The following is a 14533-nucleotide window of genomic DNA, read 5'->3' as shown; positions in this document are numbered from 1 at the left end:
TTTGGTAATGGAATCCATTTCCATGTACGGTGATGGCCGTTCCTTGCTCCCCTCGGAGGTAGATCATGGCTGTCCCCAAACGGAAGATGTCCCGCAGCAACACCCGCCACCGCCGCGCGCAGTGGAAGGCCACCACTCCCCAGCTCGTGCCCGTGACCGTGGACGGCTCCGTGTACCAGGTACCGCAGCGGCTGGTGAAGGCGTACGAGCGCGGTCTGCTGCGTCCCGAGGGATGAGCGTGATGGGCGATACCGCCGATCGGCGGTTGCCGGTGACCGTGTTGTCGGGCTTCCTCGGGGCAGGCAAGACCACCCTGCTCAACCACGTGTTGAGCAACCGTGAGGGCCTGCGGGTCGCGGTCATCGTCAACGACATGAGCGAGATCAACATCGACGCGGCGCTGGTGCGCGGTGGTGAGGCGGCGCTGTCGCGCACGGAGGAGCGCCTGGTCGAGATGACCAACGGCTGTATCTGCTGCACCCTGCGCGACGACCTCCTCGAGGAAGTCGACCGTCTCGCCCGCGAAGGGCGCTTCGACTATCTGCTCATCGAGTCCAGTGGGATCTCCGAGCCGATGCCGGTCGCCGCCACCTTCGCGTTCCCGCGCGACGACGGAGCGACCCTGGGCGATCTGGCCCGCCTCGACACGATGGTCACCGTCGTCGACGCCGCGAACTTCCTCCCCGAACTGGCGGGCGGCGACGGTCTCGCCGAGCGCGGCCTCGACCAGTACGAGGAGGACGAGCGGACGGTCAGCGATCTGCTGATGGACCAGATCGAGTTCGCCGATGTCATCGTCCTCAACAAACTCGACCTGGTGGACCCGCAGGACGCTTCGCGTCTGCGCGCCGCCCTGACGCGGCTGAATCCGGCGGCCCGCCTGCTGACCGCCGTCCGTGGGCAGGTGGCGCCCGGTGACATCCTGGGGACCGGACTCTTCGACCTGGAGCGCGCGCAGGAGGCGCCGGGGTGGGTCATGGAGCTCAACGGCGACCATGTGCCGGAGACCGAGGAGTACGGGATCTCCAGCATCGTCTTCCGCTCCTCACTGCCGTTCCATCCAGGCCGGTTGTTCACGTTCGTGACCGAGGGTCTCGACAGCGGCGCATTCGGTACGGTCCTCCGTTCGAAGGGCTTCTTCTGGCTCGCCGGCCGACCGCACGTCACGGGGCTCTGGTCGCAGGCCGGCTCCGTCGCCCGCTTCGAACCGTCCGGTGTCCGTGACGCCGACGGTCAGGGGCAGGAACTGGTGTTCATCGGCACGGGATTGCGCGCCGAAGCGCTGCGGGCGGCGCTGGGCGGCTGCCTGATGACCGAGGGCGAGAGCGTGCCGGCCGTGGACCCCTTCCCCGCCTGGGACACGTACGGAATCGAGGACGCCTGCGAGCACGAGCAGGAGCGCGAGCGCTCCGCGCTTGCGCAGTCGGCCTGACAGACTCCGGGTCGGGCGGTGGTCGCAGCCACGGCACCGCCCGACCCGGGCGAAAACATGGAGGCACCTCGCTGTTGCGAGGTGCCTTCAGGCGTTGGCGCGGGCAGCCAACCGGCTCAGTGGTCTTCGGTGTCGCTGAGAAGCGGATCGTTGATGCCGCTCCAGCCCTCGGGGCCGAGCGACAGTTCGGTGTCGGTCAGCAGGGCACTGTCCAGCGCGCCGGCGATACGGTTCAGGTCGAGGCCCGCGCCCGTGAACGCGATCTCGTTACGGCGTTCCCCGTAGTAGTCGTCCCAGAACCAGCAGGCCAGCGTACGCCGTTGTGGTGAGGCGGTCTCCCAGGCCGGGGATGCCGGTGCCTCCAGCCAGCGGTCGGCCTCGCGGATCTCCAGGTGGCTTCCGGCCGAGCGCCAGGTGACGACGGCATCGGGCCGGCTGGCGAGCCAGAGGAAACCTCGGCTGCGCAGTACACCGAACATGGCGTCGACGAGGGCGTCGGCGAGCCGCTCGGGGTGCAGGGGACGCCGGGAACGCCAGACGACGGTGGAGACCGACTGGTGGGTTTCGGGGTACGGGTACGGCGGGGCCACGGCATCGAGCCGCGCCTCCCACGCTTCCCGCGCCTGCGCCGGAACCTGCGGGCGGGTCAGGACCCTGCCCGAGGCCGGCTGCCGGACGGCGACCCGGCCGAGGGTGATCATGCCGGCACGGGGGTTGAGATGCCGCATCAGCGCGGCGGCGGCCTGGCCCGCGCTCTCGATCTCCGGTGAGGCGTCCGTCAGGACGAGGGCATCGGCCGCCTCCACTTGCCGGGCGGCGGCCTCCGCCGGAGTGAGCGGCTCGCCCTGGGCGTCGCCGCCCCAGATGCGGACGGCCCGGTGCACACAGTCGATGTCCGCCAGGAAGACGGCCGGTTCGACGCCGACAAGGACCGGCGCGGCATCGTAGTGGTCCTCCAGGTTGTCGCCGTCGATCCGGACCCGCCACAACTGGTGCAGGAAAGGCAGGACGTCGACGTGCTCGGGCAGAGCCAGGACGACATGGACGTCCTTCCTGGCCCGGCGGAGTGAGACAAGGTCCTGACGCAGAATTACCACGGGGTCGCCGGTCGCGCCCAGGGAGTCCGGCGCCGCCGACCGGGTGCCGGTGGTGGTCATCAGGCGCTGGACCACCGGATAGCCGCCCGAGGGACCGTCCTCGACCGACACGGAGAGGACCACCGCCTCGGGGCTCGTGCGCAGCAGCTGTTCGACCAGACCCCCGCGGATCTCGGGCGAGTTTCCGGCGACCACGCTCAGCAAGCCCTTCGGCGTACCGGTCGCCCGATGGAAGATCATGCGGAGACCCCTCAGTGAAAGTAACGTCCGTACGAATGTCATGTCTTGCCCCGCAGGCTTCTGCGGCAGGCCCGGTCACGCTCGCGGCCACTCGACGAGTGCAGCGGAGCTGAGCAGGACGCCCCCTGCGTACACGCGGCGTTGAAGGCGTTGGCGCGGGAATGGCAGGCAGGCGGCACGGATTCCCGAAGGGGCGGGCACGACCTCGATCACACCGGCGTCCTCGGCGGTTGGCGGGATTCGCTGAAGCGTGGAAGGACCTGTGCGGATCCCTGGATCACGCCGGGAGTGTGGAGTTGGCGGGGCGGGGGGAAGCAGCCGGGCCGTTCGAGGATCTTCCAGGCCCGGTTCGCCGGTCGGCGACCCTCCGGCGGTGGTTGACGCCGAAGCCGCGTAAGAGCAGATCCGCGGCGTGTCGTGCTCATGGCCCCTCTTTGCCTGCCCGATGTCAGGGCGTCCTGCCGGATGGTCGGCATCGGAGCCGGTTCGACCGCGCCTCGGGGCCGATGGCTTCGGCCGGACACCCCAACGGCGTCCTTGCGAAGGGGTGTCCGGCCGTGCTCACCCGGTTGGGGTCACCAGGAGGACTTCGTCACTCCGGGCAGGAAACCGGCGTGAGCCTGCTGCCTGGCACGCACCCGGGAGAGGCCGAACTTGCGCAGGTAGCCGCGGGGGCGTCCGTCGACGCTGTCACGGTTGCGTACGCGCGTGGCGCTGGCGTTGCGCGGCTGCCGGCGCAGTTCCGCCAGCGCGGACCTCCGCTCCTCCGTGGTGGACGAGGGGCGGCGGATGATCTCCTTCAGTGCGGCCCGCCGGGCGGCGTAGCGCTCGACGATCTCCTTGCGCTTCTCGTTCTGCGCGATCTTGCTCTTCTTTGCCATCAGACCTTCCCCCCTCGTGCCCGGATCCGGACCACGGCTGCCTCGATGCCGATTGCGTCGACCGTCTTGATCGCCTTGGTGCTCAGGGTCAGGCGCACGTTGCGCCCCTCGCTGGGCAGCCAGTAGCGCTTGCGCTGGATGTTGGGGTCGAAGCGGCGCGAGGTGCGCCGGTGGGAGTGGGAGATCGTGTTGCCGAAGCCCGGCTTGGCGCCGGTCAGTTGGCAGTGGGCGGACATGGGTGTTACCTGCCTCTCTCGCTGCGGCCCTCATGTTGGTAATGAAAACCGTTCCCATATACTAGCCTCATGGCACGCAACGAACTCCGCCCGGTCATCAAGCTGCGCTCCACCGTGGGCACCGGCTTCACCTACGTCACCCGTAAGAACCGGCGCAACGACCCGGACCGGCTGGTGCTGCGCAAGTACGACCCCGTCGCCGGTCGTCACGTCGATTTCCGCGAAGAGCGCTGACTCAGACCCGCCCCCGACCCCAAAGGACTCCACTGCCATGAAGCCCGGCATCCACCCGGCATACGGCCCCGTCGTCTTCCGCGACACCGCCTCCGGCACCGCTTTCCTCACCCGCTCGACCATGACCAGCCAGAAGTCGGTCGAGTGGGAGGACGGCCACACCTACCCCGTTGTCGACGTGGAGATCTCCTCCGCGAGCCACCCCTTCTACACCGGCACCGCCCGCGTCATGGACACCGCCGGCCGCGTCGAACGCTTCGAGCGCCGCTACGGGGCCCGCTGATGTCGCAGGACCCCCGCATGCCCGTCGTCATCGTTGCCGGGATCCATTCCGACGCCCGCAAGGAGGTCGTCGACCGCCTCCTGCGGGCGGTCCCGGGCAGCGTCGCCCTTCACCACGACCTGACCGGCGCGGCGGACGGTGCGGTGCGCCGACTCGTCCGCGACGCGGGCGGGCCCGTGTCCGAGGACGGTGCGCCCCTGGTCAACGACTGCGCGTGCTGCGCGCTGCGCGAAGACCTCGTACCGGAACTGGAGCGGCTGGCCGCCGGCGGCCTCACCCGGCTCGCCGTGGTCGAACTGTGGGACTCGGTCGAGCCCAAGGGGATGGCCGAGGTCGTGGCCGCACACGGGGGAGACGACCTGGTCCTCACCAACGTGATCACAGCCGTGGACCCGGCGCTCGTCCTGCCCTACCTCGCCAACGGCGACGACCTGGCCGAAGCCGGCCTGGCCGCCGCCCCCACCGATCAGCGCACCGTCGGGGACACCTGGGCCCGTCAACTGGAGTACGCGCCCGTGCTGGCTCTGGTCGACAACGAGGAGGCCGACGGCGAGGACCATGCGCTGCTCGCGCAGTTGCACCCCACCGCCCGCCGCGTGGCCGCCGATTCGGCGGACCTCGCCGCGGCGGCCTTCGCCGGCTTCGACGTGGAAGCCGCTGCCGCGGCGCAGCACCCCGCCTGCGCACTCCTTCCCCAGGACGCGGACGACGCCGGCGTCGCCACACTCGTCTGGCACCGCCGTCGCCCCTTCCACCCCGAGCGCCTGTACCAGGCCCTCGAGGACCTGTGCTGCGCGGCAGCGCGCAGCCGCGGCCGGTTCTGGCTCGCCGACCGCCCCGACACCCTGCTCGCCTGGGACGCTGCCGGCGGAGCGCTGTGCGTCGAGAGCGCCGGGCCCTGGCTCGCCTCACTGCCCGACGCCGCCTGGGAGATGGTCCCGCCGGTGCGCCGCGCCGCCGCGGCTCTGGACTGGCATCCCGAACACGGCGACTGCTGCCAGCACCTCGTCTTCACCTCGCCCGGCCTGGACCGTGACGGATTGGAACGGCTCCTCGAGTCCTGCCTCCTCACGGACCAGGAGTACGCGGCCGGGCGCGACGGCTGGAAGCGCCTCCCCGGCGCCTTCGACTCCCTCCTCGACGCCGTCTGACCCACCCTCTCGTCGCCGCGCCGCGCCGCGCCGCGCAGCGAGTACCGACTACCCGATCAAGGAGAGCCCTCATGGCACGCCGTCAGGAAGCCAGGAAGCCCGTGAAGTCCCGCCCCAACCCGCTCGACGCAGCCAAGATCACGTACATCGACTACAAGGACACCGATCTGCTGCGGAAGTTCATCTCCGATCGCGGCAAGATCCGCAGCCGACGCGTCACCAGGGTCACCGCCCAGCAGCAGCGGAAGATCGCGGCCGCCATCAAGAACGCCCGCGAGATGGCGCTGCTGCCGTACGGCAGCCGGTGAGCCTCGCCTCGTCACCGGCGATCACGTTGCGATGAGGCGGCGCTCCGGCAGGGCGTCGCGGGTCACGCGAAAGGCCCTTGGTAGTGGTCATGCCCACCACCGGGGGCCTTCGTCATCAAGCCGTGCAACCGCGGACATCGCACGGGTCGCGGTTGCTGGGCCTGATGACGAGCGTCCGGTCGCGGACACGCGCGGCTCCGGGTACCGGGCGGCGTCCGGGCGAAGTCGGCCGTTCAAGACGTGCGGGCACACAACGATGGCGGCGGCCGCCCGGCATCCGAAACGCGGTGGAGTCAGCGCCCGGTCGCGCCGTCGATCAGTTCCCGCAGGATGTCCGCGTGGCCGGCGTGGCGGCCGGTCTCCTCGATCATGTGAGTGAGTGCCCAGCGGACGCTGGGGGCGGGGCCGTTCGGCCGCGGGCGGGAAACCGGTGCGCCGAGGTCGGCGCACCCGTCGAGAACGTCGTTCGCGCGCTCGACCGTCGCGCGATAGCGGGCGACGACATCGGCCACGCTGTCCTGCGGCGCGGCCCGGAACGTCCCCGGCCAGTCGGTGACTTTGTCCCCGTGGAACGTCGCGCGCTCGACGAATGTCAGGTGATGGAGCAGGCCGAGCAGGTTCGTGCCCGACGGCACACCGGCTGTTCGGACCTGTGGCTCCGGCGCACCCTCGACCTTCGCGGCAATCGAGGCCCGCAGGTAGTCGAGGAAGCCGCGCAGGGTTTCGAACTCGCTGCCGCCGGTACGGGGTGGCGGGGTGTCGCCGCGTCGGTTGCGGCGGGGGGCGCTCGGCATGACGGTCACCTCTGCATGCGTCGGGGAGTGCGTCGGTCAGGCGGCGCGACTGACGAGCAGGACGTGGTCGGTGACCTCGGCGGTCTGCCCGCCTGGCCCGGTCGCGATCCGGCGCGGTGCGTCGGCCCGCTCGACCGTCCACGTCGCCGGGTCCAGGTCCATGTCCGTGACGACCTCCCGCGGGGTCGGGTATCGGACGTCGGGATCCTGGTTCCACGACCACGGCGCGGTCGAGCCGTGATCGACGACCAGCAGGTGCCCGCCCACGCGCAGCGCGTGCGCGGCTGTGCGCAGGACGGTCGCCCTGTCCAGGGCGAAGGGGGTTTGCAGGTAGTGGGCGCAGATCAGGTCGTACACACCGTGAGGGAACGAGTCCTGGAGATTGTGCCGCTCGGCGACGACCCGGTCGCCGAGACCGCGTGAGCGGGCAAGGCCGGCGAGGCGCTCGACCGCCACGGCCGCGATGTCGACGGCGGTGACGTGCCAACCCTGGCGGGCGAGCCACAGTGCGTCCCCGCCGTCGCCGCATCCGAGGTCCAGCGCCTCGCCGGGTGGCAGGCTCGTGACCGTCTCGGTGAGCCTGGGGTTCGGCCGCGGGTCGGTGGTTGCCGGCCGGCCCGCGTAGACGTCTTCCCAAAAGGTGACCGCATCGGTGGTACTCATGAAGACTCCCTGTATCGGATGCCCTCAGTGTTGGCCGGTGCACCGTGACCTGGCACGGAATCTTGCGGTTCCGGCAAGATGGTCCCGTGGACCCTGGAATGGAAGACGTACTCGATGCCGTGGGCCCGCGGTTGCGTGCGCTGCGTCGCGACCGCCGGATCACTCTCGCCGACCTCGCTGCGACGACGGGGGTGTCGGAGAGCACCCTGTCCCGGTTGGAGAGCGGGCAGCGGCGGGCGACTCTGGAGTTGCTGCTGCCGCTGGCCCGTACCTACGACGTTCCGCTGGACGATCTCGTCGGTGCGCCGCGCACGGGCGATCCGAGGATTCATCTGAAGCCGATCGCGCGGTTCGGGATGATCTTCGTGCCGCTGTCCAGGCGGCCGGGCGGGGTGCACGCCTTCAAGATGATCATTCCCGCACGCCAGAAGCCCCTCGAACCGACCCTGCAGACACACGAAGGCTTCGAATGGCTGTATGTGCTCAACGGCCGCCTGCGGCTGGTGCTCGGCGAGCGCGACCTGACGTTGCCGCCCGGTGAGGCGGCCGAGTTCGACACGTCCATGCCGCACTGGCTGGGCAGTGCCGACGGCGGGGTGGTCGAGCTTCTCATCCTGTTCGGCCTGCAAGGCGTCCGTGCGCACGTACGCGCCGGCAACCATCCGCCGGCTCACGGCGGGAGCGGGCAGTGAGCTCGGCGATCCGACAGCCGGCGCCCCGCCGATCCGAGGAGAGGGCTCTGTGCAGTGCCGGGGGAGCGGAGCGCGTCCCGACCCCCGGGGGTCGGGACGCGCGGAATGCCGTAAGGCTGATCAGCCGCAGCGGCGGCCGGTGTTGATGCAGGCGACGGCCTTCCTCATCAACGGATCGGACATGGCGTTGATGAAGTCACCGTGGTCGGTGATCGGCTTGTGGAACGACTCGGGAAAGCTGTCGAGCGCGAAGCGGGTACTGCCGGCGAGACCGTTGTAGGTGACGCGCTGCACGAGCTGGGGGATCGCGCGGAAGCCCTCGGGGCAGTTGCCCCGGGCGTCGGCGAAGGCGACATGGGAGCGGTGGTTGGCGCTGTCGGTGTTCGCACCGTCCCAGCAGCTCTGGAACTTCGAGATACGTACGACCTTGCTGCCCTGCGGGCAGATCGGGTACTTGTCCCTCAACTCGACCCGGGATTCGAAGCCGGTGCAGCTCCAGCGGGCGTTGGCATTGGCTCCGCCATTGGCGTTCGCCTTGGCGTCTCCGGTGATGATGCGCAGGAACCGGGGCATCGCGGTGACCTTGGTGCGGGGGCTTCCGACGAACCGCAGGCTGACGGATAGCGGTGTCAGGATCTCGCCGACATTGCCCTCGGCTCCACCGCCGGGCCGGTCGGCGTCGGACTGCTCGACGCCGTCGCGGTCGCGCAGGACGGGCCAGTAGTACGTCGACCGGTCTCCGTTGGTGCACGTGGTTCGGCCGGCAGCGAGGGTCTCGTTGGTCGTGAAGGCGTCCACCCCGAGCGCGCCCACGTAGTCATGGGTGTGGTGTGCGCCGTTGCCCACGCCCGGAGCGACGATGACGTTGTCGGAGTTGAACTGCCCCTTCCTGTTCACCCCGCACCGTGACACGAAGCTTCCTGTCGAGGCGTTGCGGCCCTTGCCGATTCGCTGGACGTTGGGCGCGACGCTCGTGATGTCGACGAAGTCCTCCGCCGAGGGGCCGTTGTCGCCCGGCCGCTCACCGCCGTCGGCGTTCCCGCCCGCTTGCTCGCTGCCGTCCGTGTTGTCGCCGGCCGCCCTGACGCGGTTCGCGTCCTGGTCGCCGACCGTGCAGAGGGCCAGGCTCTGAAGCCCTCGGGGACGTTCGGTTCCCGCGCGCTCGATGGCGATCTCGATACGCTCCAGGGCGGCGGCGCGTTCCGTTCCCAGGGGCTGGAGGACGACGCGGATCCTCTTGTCCGCACGGCCCTCGACCCGGGACATCCTCGCGTTGGCGCGCTCGGTCTGCTGGGTCAACAGAGCCAGTTCGCGGTCCACTTCGCCGCGCGCGGGAACAGGTATCCGTGGCAGCCGTTCGGCGACCGACGGGCAGGTGACGGCTTCCGACTGCCTGGTGGCCGTCCCGGCGTTGGCGATGGCGTTGGCCGTCACCAGTCCTCCGCCGCCCAGGAGCAGCCCGGCGACCGCCAACAGGGCGTTGCGTCGGCTGCGTTTCACTTTGTGCCGCTGGTGCATGATGGTCCTCACCTCTCGGGCGGTGCAGGCAGCGCCGCGTGTCCTCGGCCGTCCCCAGGGCGCCCTGATTTCGGGCTCCCGACCGCGCTCACACTGGCAGAGCAGACGCCCCATCAACACCGTTGACCATCTGACGTCACAGAGTGGTAAGGACCCTCCCGCGACGAAAGACGGCCGACAGACAACGGGCATTGACCTGGCGTCAGCACGTCTCGCCGCGGGGCGTAACAGGTATCCGGTGATGCTGTACGCGGCCCGAGTCCGAGGGCCGTTTCACCTCGGTGAGCAGACCGAGCTGGGGCGCGCGCCGGCAGCGGAGCAACCGTCACTTCAGCCGAGCGCGGTGCTGGATCCGGCCGGTTCCGGGAGCTGTTTGACCCATGTGTCCGTCGACTTCTCGTGGCGGACCAGCCCCCGGCGTTCGAACTCCTCCAGCCACCCACGCATCGGCCACGTACCCCACCGCCGTCGGAACAGCTCGCCATTGCGCAGGATGGCGTCGAGATGCTCCACCGGGGGGTGACTGACGGCGTGGTATTGGTGGTACGCGGGTGCACCGCCGAGCCAGGCCACGCCCACACCGGCGCGACGGGCGAGAAGAGCGAAGTCGGTGTCCTCGCCGCCGTAGCCGACGTACTCCTCGCAGAAGCCGCCGATGTCGTGCCAGGTCCGGGCCGTTGTCGCGAAGGAGAGAGACCAGAAGAGTTCGGCGTCGCCGCCGTATACGACTCGTCCCGGAGCCGGATCGGGACGCGCTGCATGCGGTGTGGCCAGGACTGGGAGGTCTTCGAGCCGATAACCACCGACCGGCGGGGGTGGCAGATAGCTCACCGCTCCGCAGAACAGCTCGCCATCTCGTACCGCACTCGCATAGCGGGCGATGGTGTCACGGCCCGGGACGCAGTCGACATCGAGAAAGATCAGGCAGTCAGCCCCCCGCTCCACAGCGCTTCGGGCGCCGGCGTTGCGAGCCGAGGCGAGAGGAAGGCCGGCGGGCGCGCTCGGGCACGGCACGGCAACGACATCAGCCGGCGGCTCGCCTCCTGCCGCGAGCCGGCCCGCGCGCGCGTCGTTCATGGTCACCACGATGTAGTGGTCGGGGCGCAGGCTGCCCGCGGCCAGGCCGTCCTGTTGGAGGGCGAGATGCCCGTGTCGGCCGGAGACCAGTGTGATCACTGCCGTGCGAGGCATGAGGAGGACCCCTTCCGAGCACTGTGCACGAGTTCGTCGAGGCATGCGGCTGCACGTTGCGCGCCGTCACCGGGAGACCATCGCGACCATCCTTCGCCCCCGAGGCGGCGCGCCTCGGCGAGTACCCCGGGCCATTCGTGCGGTGCCGGCCACGACTCACGTACCACTGCCAACCGGCCTCGGGTGAGTGCGCGCCCGGTGGCCAGCTGTTCACCGAACGGCCGCTCCTGGGGGAGCACGACGGTCGGCTTGCGGGCAGCGGCGCACTCGGCGACGGCGTTCTGCCCGGCGTGGGTGACCACGACATCCGCCGCACACAGAGTCGGCCAGGGATCGTCGCTCCAGGCGGTTGAGCCGCCCAGGACCTGCCACTCCCACTGGGGCGTCGCTTGCTGCGCGATGTCGAACTGCCGAGGGCCGATGTGTGAGCCGCCGTTGCCGAGCAGCACGAGTACGCGGGGCCGGGTGCCCGTGCGTACGACGTCGGTCGGGCGCCGGTCGTGTCGGGAGAAGGCGCCGGTGTGGACGGCCTTGCTGCGCCAGGCGTCGGGCCAGCCGGGCTCGGCCAGTTCGGCCGGCCACGGGGCGAGGAGAGCTTGTGCGAGGTCGTAGGCGAAGCGGTGCGCAGCATCGAAACGGTCGCCGCGCATGGCCGCGACCACCACCGGGACGCCGAGCAGGCGCGTCAGGCCCGCTACTTCGACCGATACGTCACTCACCAGAAGGGACGGTCGTGTCTTCGCCACCCACTCGGCGATGCGGCTCATACGGTCCTGATACCCGGGGTGTCGCAGTGGCGCCCAGTGCAACCGTCCGCCGCCTTCGAGGTCTTCGTACGCGGTGGCGCCGGTGTCCAGCGGCAGGTGTACCCACGGGCCGGTCCACTCAGGTGGCCTTTCGAGGCTGGACAGGCCTGTCACCGGGTAGCTCGCATGCGCGGCGATACAGAGCGCGCGGTGCAGATGGCCGCGGCCGTGGTGGTGGATGTAGTAGCCGATCATGCTGGGCCCATCGCCGTGTACACCTCTTCGTACCGGGTGATCATGACGTCCAGGGAGCAGTGCTGTTCGGCCCGGTCACGGCAGGCTCGTCGACTCAGCGCCATGGTCCGCGGAATGACGTCGGCCAGCGCGGCGGCGTCCGTCTGCGGCACGAGGCGCCCGCAGTCCGGCGTGAGGATTTCCGACAGAGCGCCCCGGTCGAAGGCACATACGGGAGTTCCGCACGCCAGCGCCTCTGCCACGACGAGTCCGTAGGGTTCGTCCCAGCAGGGAGTGACGATCGCAGCCGCGGCTTGCCCGACGAGGCGGCTGAGGTCGCTCCGGCCGAGGTGACCGACGTATTCGATCTGGTCGTCGAGGAACGGACGGAGGGCTGTCTCGAAGTATTCGGTGTCCGGTGTCGGTCCGGCCAGGCGCAGGCGGACGCCCGCCTTGCGAGCCGCTTCGATGGCCAGGTGCGGGCCCTTTTCGGGGACCAGCCGACCGAACCAGACCAGGTCCTCGCCTCCAGGCCCCGGCTGCCAGCGCTCGGTGTCGATGCCGTTCAGGACGACCCGGGCGTCGGGGACCACGGGTGCCCACGCCCGGGCGGTGCAGGCGCTGACGGCCGTGTACTGCACAGCTGTGTGCCCGCCGGTCTGGATCGCCGATTCCAACCACGGCGTCGGAGGGGTGTGCAGGGTCGTCACGATGGGCGTACGAACCGCCGGCGCCATGGCAATGGGCAAGTAGTGGAGGCTGTTGTTGTGAATGATGTCGAACGAGCAGTTCTCCTCGCCCTGCGAAAGTTCGATCATCAATTGCAAGTAGGCGTGATGCTCGGCCAGGAAGGTCGGCGCGGTCATGCTCACGTCCGAGCGGGCGGCCGGGCTGAAGTCCGCACGGGCCACGGGCAGTTCGCGGATGCCCAGTGAGGGGTCGGACCCTTCTCCGGCGAAGAGAGTGACATGATGACCGCGCTGCCGCAGTGCTGAGGCGAGAGCCCAGGTGTGTGCCTCGAGTCCTCCTGCGAAGGGCTCGCGAATCGGGTAGCGCGCCGACGCGATGAGGGCCACTCGCAGGGGCCGGGTCATCGAAGGACTTCTTCGTACAGAGCCCGGTGGGCTGCCGCGATCTGCTCGCGTTCGGCCGCGCGTGCCTCGGGCCGCGCGCGAGGGGCGGGGTTCTCGTGCCGAGCGCGGAGTACCGCAGAGCGCAGCGTGTCCGCGTCCGGCCCGTCGTCCTCCATGTGGTAGCTGAAGCAGGGTCGTTGCTGCGCGTAGTAGCCGCAGTCGGGGGCTGCGACGGCGGTCCCGAGGTCGTAGCAGGCCTCCAGCCATCCGGAGTGCGTCCCGAAGGCGTAGGGCAGTACGGATAGGTCGAGGGAACGCAGGTAGTCCCACAGCTGGGTGTCGTCGAAATAGTCGTGGATGCGCAGGTCGATCAGGCCGTCGTCCGCCAGCGATCGCAACGCTTCGAGGGTGTGAGGCGCGTAGGCGTAGGCGTCGGGGTTTCCGGTCTCTGTATGGATGTCGACGCGGAGCGAGGCATCGGGTAGTTGTTCGATGATCTCGGCCAGAGCGTGGATGACGGACAGTGGCCGCATGTTGGGCCGGATGCTTTTGGCGTGGACGCCTACGACGAACCCGTCGTGAGGGGGCCGGGGCATGGAGAGTTCAGGTTCCTCCACGACATGAGGATGGGGGAGCACTCGTGCGGTACGGCTCCACCGGCGTTCGATCTCGTCGGCAGCGCCCCGGGTGAGTGTGATCAAGCGGTCGGCGGCCGGTATCAGCACGTCCAGCGCGGCGTCATGGGGGCCCGGATCGAGATGGTGGGGGTTGCGCAGGTCATGCACTGTCTGGACGAGGGGTTTGCCATGCCGGCGCAAGGCCCTGATCAGGGCGCGCAGTTCGTCGGGGCTCTGAGCGTCGAACCCGAAGTGGAGGTGATACACGTCGAATTCGGTGTGATGTGCCTCTACCCATGCGGGATCGAGCATCACCGGCGGCCACCAACGCTGGGAGGTACTGGGAGCGCCATTGGGGCGGGGGTCCGGGAGCACGAGAACGGCTTCCGGATCCTGCGCCGACCGGAGGTGCGACACGTAGGCGTGACCCGCGGGGACCGACGCAAGGCGTACCGGCAAACGCGTCGGAATCGTACGGTGAAAGGTTCCTCCGGCATTGATGACAGTGCTCATGCACACCTCCGAAGAAGGCCATGGTGCGGTGCGGGTTCTCCGCCCGAGGGAGGTACCCGGGCCGCCCTGATCAACACATTCCCCGGCGAGTGAATCCACGTAGAGCAGGAAGCTGATTTCCGCAAGTTTTCCGGTCGTTCAGCAGGACACGGAACACGACACGGAAGAGGAGAGCGGCGCTTTGCCTCACGCCCTGTATTCCGGGGCAGCGGGCCGCGCCACATGACCTGCCACGGTAATTGAAGGGGGAATTGGCCAGTCGCTCAAAGGCCGGTAACGCATCGCAGTCGCTCGAGCGCCGCTCGAGCGCCGCTCGGGCTCCTGCGGATTCGACACGTCGGTCCCGGCAGGGAGCAGGTCACCTGAGCGCGTCACCCGTACGTGTTACCCCGACGGCCGTGGGTACTCGCCACGCATCAGTTCGGATCTCGGCGCGGAGAACCGAGGGTCCTGCGAAGGAGATGACGGCCGTGGATACGCGGACCGAGAGCCCTGTCGACAGCGGAATCATGATGTCGGGAGAGGACGTCAACCAGCGGATACGTACCTGCCGATCCGCCACGGTGGATGTGAGTGGCCCGGAGCGCCTGGACGAACCGGAACCCGAATGGAACATCGTTCGCGGGGAGG

At 69.5% G+C, this 14533-nt stretch carries 17 protein-coding genes; 7 read left to right on the top strand and 10 right to left on the bottom strand.

Features of this window, described 5'->3' with window-relative positions; genetic code table 11:
* The first annotated feature begins 65 nt into the window (after positions 1–65).
* Together rpmF and ABTX78_RS08175 are read left to right on the top strand one after the other, a co-directional pair.
* Positions 66–236: a 50S ribosomal protein L32 gene (rpmF, locus tag ABTX78_RS08180; RefSeq protein ID WP_030223410.1), complete on the top strand. Its 171-nt coding sequence runs from the start codon at positions 66–68 to the stop codon at positions 234–236.
* A gap of 5 nt (positions 237–241) precedes the next feature.
* Positions 242–1432, top strand: coding sequence for a GTP-binding protein (locus ABTX78_RS08175; RefSeq protein WP_352205977.1), 1191 nt, complete (start codon positions 242–244; stop codon positions 1430–1432).
* Positions 1433–1548: 116 nt separating this feature from the next.
* Here the strand turns inward: ABTX78_RS08175 and ABTX78_RS08170 are convergent, their stop codons facing one another.
* The 3 genes from ABTX78_RS08170 to rpmB all read right to left on the bottom strand — a co-directional run bounded on the left by ABTX78_RS08170 (position 1549) and on the right by rpmB (position 3886).
* The gene (locus ABTX78_RS08170; RefSeq protein WP_352205976.1) at positions 1549–2769 is read right to left on the bottom strand and encodes a GTP-binding protein; all 1221 of its coding nucleotides are present in this window, start codon (positions 2767–2769) and stop codon (positions 1549–1551) included.
* Positions 2770–3344: 575 nt separating this feature from the next.
* Positions 3345–3650, bottom strand: coding sequence for a 30S ribosomal protein S14 (gene rpsN / locus ABTX78_RS08165; protein WP_352205975.1), 306 nt, complete (start codon positions 3648–3650; stop codon positions 3345–3347).
* Positions 3650–3886 carry a 50S ribosomal protein L28 gene (rpmB, locus tag ABTX78_RS08160; RefSeq protein ID WP_352205974.1) on the bottom strand — a complete coding sequence of 79 codons (237 nt, stop codon included), beginning with the start codon at positions 3884–3886 and terminating at the stop codon, positions 3650–3652. The genes rpsN and rpmB overlap by 1 nt, the downstream gene beginning before the upstream one ends.
* 69 nt (positions 3887–3955) lie before the next feature.
* Between rpmB and rpmG the strand changes: the two genes are divergently transcribed.
* The 4 genes from rpmG (at position 3956) to rpsR (ending at position 5862) form a co-directional block, all read left to right on the top strand.
* Entirely contained in the window at positions 3956–4120 is a 165-nt protein-coding gene (gene rpmG, locus ABTX78_RS08155) for a 50S ribosomal protein L33 (RefSeq protein ID WP_352205973.1), read from the top strand.
* A 37-nt stretch (positions 4121–4157) separates the two neighbouring features.
* Complete coding sequence (locus ABTX78_RS08150) at positions 4158–4403, top strand: type B 50S ribosomal protein L31 (RefSeq protein WP_352205972.1); 246 nt, start codon at positions 4158–4160, stop codon at positions 4401–4403.
* A 17-nt stretch (positions 4404–4420) separates the two neighbouring features.
* Positions 4421–5554: a CobW family GTP-binding protein gene (locus tag ABTX78_RS08145; protein ID WP_502993802.1), complete on the top strand. Its 1134-nt coding sequence runs from the start codon at positions 4421–4423 to the stop codon at positions 5552–5554.
* A gap of 71 nt (positions 5555–5625) precedes the next feature.
* A complete protein-coding gene (gene rpsR / locus ABTX78_RS08140) occupies positions 5626–5862 on the top strand; it encodes a 30S ribosomal protein S18 (protein ID WP_352205970.1) in 237 nt (78 codons plus the stop codon).
* Positions 5863–6155: 293 nt separating this feature from the next.
* Here the strand turns inward: rpsR and ABTX78_RS08135 are convergent, their stop codons facing one another.
* Positions 6156–6656, bottom strand: coding sequence for a DinB family protein (locus tag ABTX78_RS08135; protein WP_352206284.1), 501 nt, complete (start codon positions 6654–6656; stop codon positions 6156–6158).
* A 36-nt stretch (positions 6657–6692) separates the two neighbouring features.
* Positions 6693–7319, bottom strand: a complete 627-nt coding sequence (locus ABTX78_RS08130) for a class I SAM-dependent methyltransferase (RefSeq protein WP_352205969.1) — start codon at positions 7317–7319, stop codon at positions 6693–6695.
* Between the two features lie 98 nt (positions 7320–7417).
* Between ABTX78_RS08130 and ABTX78_RS08125 the strand changes: the two genes are divergently transcribed.
* Positions 7418–8011: a helix-turn-helix domain-containing protein gene (locus tag ABTX78_RS08125; RefSeq protein WP_352205968.1), complete on the top strand. Its 594-nt coding sequence runs from the start codon at positions 7418–7420 to the stop codon at positions 8009–8011.
* 120 nt (positions 8012–8131) lie between these two features.
* Here the strand turns inward: ABTX78_RS08125 and ABTX78_RS08120 are convergent, their stop codons facing one another.
* The 5 genes from ABTX78_RS08120 to ABTX78_RS08100 form a co-directional block, all read right to left on the bottom strand.
* Positions 8132–9529: a DUF1996 domain-containing protein gene (locus ABTX78_RS08120; RefSeq protein ID WP_352205967.1), complete on the bottom strand. Its 1398-nt coding sequence runs from the start codon at positions 9527–9529 to the stop codon at positions 8132–8134.
* A 330-nt stretch (positions 9530–9859) separates the two neighbouring features.
* Entirely contained in the window at positions 9860–10720 is an 861-nt protein-coding gene (locus ABTX78_RS08115; protein WP_352205966.1) for a glycosyltransferase family 2 protein, read from the bottom strand.
* Positions 10702–11721, bottom strand: coding sequence for a glycosyltransferase (locus ABTX78_RS08110; protein WP_352205965.1), 1020 nt, complete (start codon positions 11719–11721; stop codon positions 10702–10704). Before ABTX78_RS08110 ends, ABTX78_RS08115 begins: the two co-directional genes overlap by 19 nt.
* Positions 11718–12794 (bottom strand): glycosyltransferase family 4 protein, encoded by a 1077-nt coding sequence (locus ABTX78_RS08105; protein WP_352205964.1) that lies wholly within the window; start codon positions 12792–12794, stop codon positions 11718–11720. The genes ABTX78_RS08110 and ABTX78_RS08105 overlap by 4 nt, the downstream gene beginning before the upstream one ends.
* Positions 12791–13657, bottom strand: coding sequence for a glycosyltransferase family protein (locus tag ABTX78_RS08100; RefSeq protein ID WP_352205963.1), 867 nt, complete (start codon positions 13655–13657; stop codon positions 12791–12793). The genes ABTX78_RS08105 and ABTX78_RS08100 overlap by 4 nt, the downstream gene beginning before the upstream one ends.
* Positions 13658–14533: the final 876 nt, after the last annotated feature.

Source organism: Streptomyces sp. NPDC096193, assembly GCF_040302905.1.
Taxonomy (GTDB): Bacteria; Actinomycetota; Actinomycetes; order Streptomycetales; family Streptomycetaceae; genus Streptomyces.
The sequence above is the reverse complement of the archived record's forward strand: the minus strand, read 5'-3'. Positions and strand labels throughout refer to the sequence as shown.

What these genes read in the sequence shown, in the direction of transcription:
- rpsN (WP_352205975.1), bottom strand. Translation starts at nt 3,650, where the DNA reads ATGGCAAAGAAGAGCAAGATCGCGCAGAACGAGAAGCGCAAGGAGATC.
- ABTX78_RS08175 (WP_352205977.1), top strand. Translation starts at nt 242, where the DNA reads ATGGGCGATACCGCCGATCGGCGGTTGCCGGTGACCGTGTTGTCGGGC.
- rpsR (WP_352205970.1), top strand. Translation starts at nt 5,626, where the DNA reads ATGGCACGCCGTCAGGAAGCCAGGAAGCCCGTGAAGTCCCGCCCCAAC.
- ABTX78_RS08130 (WP_352205969.1), bottom strand. Translation starts at nt 7,319, where the DNA reads ATGAGTACCACCGATGCGGTCACCTTTTGGGAAGACGTCTACGCGGGC.
- ABTX78_RS08125 (WP_352205968.1), top strand. Translation starts at nt 7,418, where the DNA reads ATGGAAGACGTACTCGATGCCGTGGGCCCGCGGTTGCGTGCGCTGCGT.
- ABTX78_RS08170 (WP_352205976.1), bottom strand. Translation starts at nt 2,769, where the DNA reads ATGATCTTCCATCGGGCGACCGGTACGCCGAAGGGCTTGCTGAGCGTG.
- ABTX78_RS08145 (WP_502993802.1), top strand. Translation starts at nt 4,421, where the DNA reads ATGCCCGTCGTCATCGTTGCCGGGATCCATTCCGACGCCCGCAAGGAG.
- ABTX78_RS08110 (WP_352205965.1), bottom strand. Translation starts at nt 11,721, where the DNA reads ATGATCGGCTACTACATCCACCACCACGGCCGCGGCCATCTGCACCGC.
- ABTX78_RS08150 (WP_352205972.1), top strand. Translation starts at nt 4,158, where the DNA reads ATGAAGCCCGGCATCCACCCGGCATACGGCCCCGTCGTCTTCCGCGAC.
- rpmF (WP_030223410.1), top strand. Translation starts at nt 66, where the DNA reads ATGGCTGTCCCCAAACGGAAGATGTCCCGCAGCAACACCCGCCACCGC.
- ABTX78_RS08120 (WP_352205967.1), bottom strand. Translation starts at nt 9,529, where the DNA reads ATGCACCAGCGGCACAAAGTGAAACGCAGCCGACGCAACGCCCTGTTG.
- rpmG (WP_352205973.1), top strand. Translation starts at nt 3,956, where the DNA reads ATGGCACGCAACGAACTCCGCCCGGTCATCAAGCTGCGCTCCACCGTG.
- ABTX78_RS08105 (WP_352205964.1), bottom strand. Translation starts at nt 12,794, where the DNA reads ATGACCCGGCCCCTGCGAGTGGCCCTCATCGCGTCGGCGCGCTACCCG.
- ABTX78_RS08135 (WP_352206284.1), bottom strand. Translation starts at nt 6,656, where the DNA reads ATGCCGAGCGCCCCCCGCCGCAACCGACGCGGCGACACCCCGCCACCC.
- ABTX78_RS08115 (WP_352205966.1), bottom strand. Translation starts at nt 10,720, where the DNA reads ATGCCTCGCACGGCAGTGATCACACTGGTCTCCGGCCGACACGGGCAT.
- rpmB (WP_352205974.1), bottom strand. Translation starts at nt 3,886, where the DNA reads ATGTCCGCCCACTGCCAACTGACCGGCGCCAAGCCGGGCTTCGGCAAC.